1 protein-coding gene is annotated in these 228 nt (G+C 35.1%); it reads right to left on the minus strand.

Annotation, left to right across the window (positions count from 1 at the left end; translation table 11 throughout):
- A partial coding sequence (locus Q4563_RS23390) for a GNAT family N-acetyltransferase (RefSeq protein WP_303606247.1) occupies positions 1-228 on the minus strand: 228 nt, incomplete at both ends.

Below are 228 nucleotides of genomic sequence, written 5' to 3' on the forward strand. Positions count from 1 at the left end.
GTTGTATCCATCGATAATTTTTAATAACAAACTCTTCTTTAAAACCTAGTTTTAGGTAGATGTTTTTTCCCATGTTGGAAGCTTGTAATGTGATGAGTTCTGCATTGTTTTCTAGAGATGTGTTGATCAACAATTTCATGATTTCTGCTGCATACCCTTTTCTTCTCATAGCTGGGGGAATTCCTACAGAATGGATTCCAACAACTTTATTTGTGGTGTGTGTAATGG

The organism is Gilvimarinus sp. 1_MG-2023 (assembly GCF_030548285.1).